Annotated in this window: 3 protein-coding genes; all 3 read left to right on the top strand. The window is 69.6% G+C overall.

The window, feature by feature from the left end; all coding sequences use genetic code 11:
* The coding region (locus tag AB4Z01_RS35880) for a calcium-binding protein (RefSeq protein ID WP_441701593.1) at positions 1–1,129 on the top strand (1,129 nt) is incomplete at its 5' end.
* 293 nt (positions 1,130–1,422) lie between these two features.
* Entirely contained in the window at positions 1,423–3,885 is a 2,463-nt protein-coding gene (locus AB4Z01_RS35875; protein ID WP_441701591.1) for a beta strand repeat-containing protein, read from the top strand.
* Positions 3,886–4,019: 134 nt separating this feature from the next.
* Positions 4,020–4,280: hypothetical protein (locus tag AB4Z01_RS35870; RefSeq protein ID WP_441701590.1), on the top strand; the 261-nt coding region annotated here is incomplete at its 3' end.

Raw genomic sequence — 4,280 nt, 5'->3', positions numbered from 1 at the left:
GCTGTATGGCTCCGCCGCGGCCAATGTGCTCAGCGGCGGCGGCGGCGACGACCAGCTCCGCGGCGGGGCCGGCGCCGATACCCTCGACGGCGGCGCCGGCTCGAACTTCGCCAACTACCAGGGCTCAACGGCGGCGGTGTCGGTCAACCTGCTGACCGGCATCCACAGCGGCGGCGACGCCGCGGGCGACGTCCTGACCAACATCGAGCACCTGTACGGCTCCAGCAACGACGACACCCTGACCGGCGACAACGTCCGCAACATCATCGGCGGCGAGCTCGGCAACGACACGCTCGTCGGCAATGGCGGCGATGACGCGCTCTCCGGTGAGGCCGGGAACGACAACCTCGATGGCGGCGACGGTGCCGACCGGCTGGTCGGTGGCGCCGGGATCGACACCGTCCATGGCGGCATCGGCGATGACTCGGTCGATGCCGGCAGCGAGAACGACCAGGTCTTCGGCGAGGTGGGAGACGACAATATCCTGGGCGGCGCCGGCGACGACCAGCTCGACGGCGGCGACGGCGACGACACGCTCGAAGGCGCGGCCGGGGCCGACGCGCTGACCGGCGGCGACGGCATCGACACCGCGAGCTATCTCGGCTCGGCCGCCGGCGTGTCGGTCGATCTCGCGACGGGTGCCGTCTCCGGCGGCGACGCCACGGGCGACACGCTCGGCAGCATCGAGCAGGTGATCGGCTCTGGTTCCGCCGACACCCTGACCGGCGACGCCAACGCCAACACCCTGTGGGGCATGGCCGGCGACGACGTCCTCACCGGCGGCGGCGGCGGCGATGCGCTGAAGGGCGGCGCGGGCAACGACCGCTTCGTCTACACGGCCTTGTCCGACAGCGCGGTCTCCGGCCCCGGCAAGGACACGATCCTGGACTTCACGACCGGCGACCATATCGACCTGTCGGCGATCGATGCCGACGGCAACAGCGAGAACGGCGACACCGCCTTCACCTTCGGCACCGGCGCCTACACCGGCCAGGCCGGCGAGCTGCGGGTGGTGACGGCCGGCGAGATCCAGGTGGTCTATGCCGACGTCAACGGCGACAAGGTCTCCGACCTCGCCATCAACGTCACCTCCGACCACGCCCTGACCGCCAGCGACTTCGTGCTGTAGCCCAAGGCGGGCTCTGGCGTGCCCGTCATCCAAATTTCCAGCCCGGGTTCGCCGCACGCGAACCCGGGCTGGAAAGCGTGGCAGCTTGGGCGAGTGGATTGAGGTTGCGGCTGCCGCGCCGGAACCATCGTCCGGAACATCCGTCGCTTCGCGCACAAATCTTCCTAACGTGATATGCAGGACGTCTGCTAAATTTGCTTCATTCTGAGTCCCGCCCCAGCCGGGCGTATTTCACAGTTCGGCCGCTCCTCCCCGAAACCGGCGGTGCCGCCTCGACAGCAGGAGGACGTCCCGTGTCCCAGATCCTCAACGGCACCGCCGGCAACGACACCCTCACCGGGACCGATCCAGGCAATCCGGCCAACCCCGACGGCATCGACATCATCAATGGCCTCGCCGGCGACGATACGCTCTCCGGCCTCGGCGGCGACGACATCATCCAGGGCGGACTGGGCGCCGATGCCATGAGTGGTGGCGCCGGCATCGACACGCTCAGCTACGCCAACGCCACCGAGACTGTCGAGGTATACCTGAACGCCGGTTTTGGAAACCGCGGCGAATCCGCGGACGATACCTTCAGCGGCTTCGAGAATCTGATCGGCAGCGCCTTCTCCGACGGCCTGCGGGGCGACGACGGGGTCAACACGGTCGACGGCGGCGCCGGCGACGACGTCATCCAGATCAGCGGCGGCGCCGACACGCTGATCGGCGGTTCCGGCATCGACTACCTCGACAGCGGCTCGATCTCCTCCGCCGTGACCATCAACCTGACCACCGGCGTCGGCGGCGGCGGGGCCGCGGGCTGCACCTTCTCCAGCTTCGAGCTGGTGTTCGGATCGGCGTTCAACGACATCCTGACCGCCAACCTGAACGGCGATACCGTTCTGGTTGGAATGGGCGGCAACGATACGCTCAACGGCGCCAATGCCGACGATACCCTGAGCGGCGACCTCATTGGCAGCGGCACCGACACGCTCAATGGCGGGAACGGCAACGACACGCTTGAAGGCGGCCAGCTCGGCGACGTGCTGAACGGCGGCGCCGGCATCGACACCGCCGGCTATGGCTTTTCCAGCGCCGGGGTGACCGTCAGCCTGGCCACCGGCACCGGCACGGGCGGCGATGCCCAGGGCGACACGCTGACCGCCATCGAGAACCTGACCGGCTCGGCCTTCGCCGACACTCTGATCGGCGACGGCGGGGCCAATGTCCTGGCCGGCCTCGGCGGCGCCGACGCGCTGCAGGGCGGCACCGGCACCGACACCGCCTCCTATGCCGCCTCCGCTGCAGGCGTCAGTCTCAGCCTCACGAGCGGCGCCGCATCGGGCGGCGACGCCGCGGGCGACAGCTTCAGCAGCATCGAGAACATCATCGGCTCGGCGTTTGCCGACACGATCAATGGCGATGCGGGGGCGAATGTCCTGGATGGCGGCGCCGGCGACGATGTGCTTGCAGGCCGCGCCGGCGCCGACACTCTGCAGGGCGGGACCGGCAACGACACGGCCAACTACATCGCCTCCGCGGCTGTCACCATCAACCTCTCGACCAACACCGCCACGGGCGGCGACGCTCAGGGCGACAGCTTCAACAGCATCGAGAACATCACCGGCTCGAACTTCAACGACCGGCTGTACGGCTCCGCCGCGGCCAATGCGCTGACCGGCGGCACCGGCGACGACCAGCTCCGCGGCGGCACGGGGGCCGATGTGCTCGACGGCGGCAACGGCTCGGACTTCGCCAACTACCAGGGCTCGACGGCGGCAGTCTCGGTCAACCTGCTGACCGGAGCCACCTCGGGCGGCGACGCCGTGGGCGATGTCCTGACCAACATCGAGAACCTGTACGGCTCCAGCAACGGCGACACCCTGTCCGGCGACGACGCCCGCAACATCATCGGCGGCGAGCTCGGCGACGACGCCCTCGTCGGCAATGGCGGTGACGACGCCCTCTCGGGCGAAGCGGGCAACGACAGCCTCGACGGCGGCGCCGGGGCGGACCGGCTGGTCGGCGGCGCCGGAATCGACACGGTCCATGGCGGCATCGGCAACGACTCGGTCGATGCCGGCAGCGAGAACGACCAGGTCTTCGGCGAGGCGGGAGACGACAATATCCTGGGCGGCGCCGGCGACGACCAGCTCGACGGCGGCGACGGCGACGACACGCTCGAAGGCGCGGCCGGGGCCGACGCGCTGACCGGTGGCCTCGGCATCGACACTGCGAGCTACGCCGGCTCGGCCGCCGGGGTGTCGGTCAACCTGGCGACCGGCGCCGTCTCCGGCGGCGACGCCGCGGGCGATACCTTCAGCAGCATCGAGCAGGCGATCGGCTCGGGCTTCGCCGACACCCTGACCGGCGACGCCAATGCCAACACCCTGTGGGGCGTGGCCGGTGACGACGTCCTCGCCGGCGGCGGCAACGGCGATGCGCTGAAGGGCGGCGCCGGCAACGACCGCTTCGTCTACACCGCTTTGTCCGACAGCGCCGTCTCCGGCCTCGGCAAGGACGCGATCCGGGACTTTGCGACCGGCGACAAGATCGACCTGTCGGCGATCGACGCCGATGGCAACTCCAGCAACGGCGACACCGCCTTCACCTTCGGCACCGGCGACTACACCCGTCAGGCCGGGGAACTACGGGTGGTGACGGCGGGCGCGATCCAGGTGGTCTATGTCGACGTCAATGGCGACAAGATCTCCGACTTCGCCATCAACGTCACCTCCGACCACGCCCTGACCGCGGCGGATTTCCTGCTGTAGCTCCGGCAGGCCCGGGCGCGCCCGTTAGCAATTTCCAGGTTGGGTCACCCGGCGAACCCAACCTGCGCGGCCGAATGTCGAGTTAACGCAATGTTCATTGCGTGACCTCACGCTCTTCGTTCATGCTACGTTCCATGGAGCCCGCATCAGCAGATCTCGACGTCCAGGCCTTCTGCCGCAGCCTCGCGCTGCAGCAGATCCAGATGCTCACCCGCCTGGCCGAGATCGCCATGCAGCTGGCCGAGGGCGAAGGCACCCGTGCCGTCACCGCCCAGGCCCGCGCCGCACAGCCCAAGGCCGACGAGGCCGCGGTGCAGGCGGCCCGGGCCGAGGCGCAGGAGGCCGGGCTGGCCTTCAACCGCTTCTCCCGCACCGTGCAGCGCACCGTGCAGCGC

This window comes from Inquilinus sp. YAF38 (assembly GCF_052113205.1).
Taxonomy (GTDB): Bacteria; Pseudomonadota; Alphaproteobacteria; order DSM-16000; family Inquilinaceae; genus Inquilinus.
The sequence above is the reverse complement of the archived record's forward strand: the minus strand, read 5'-3'. Positions and strand labels throughout refer to the sequence as shown.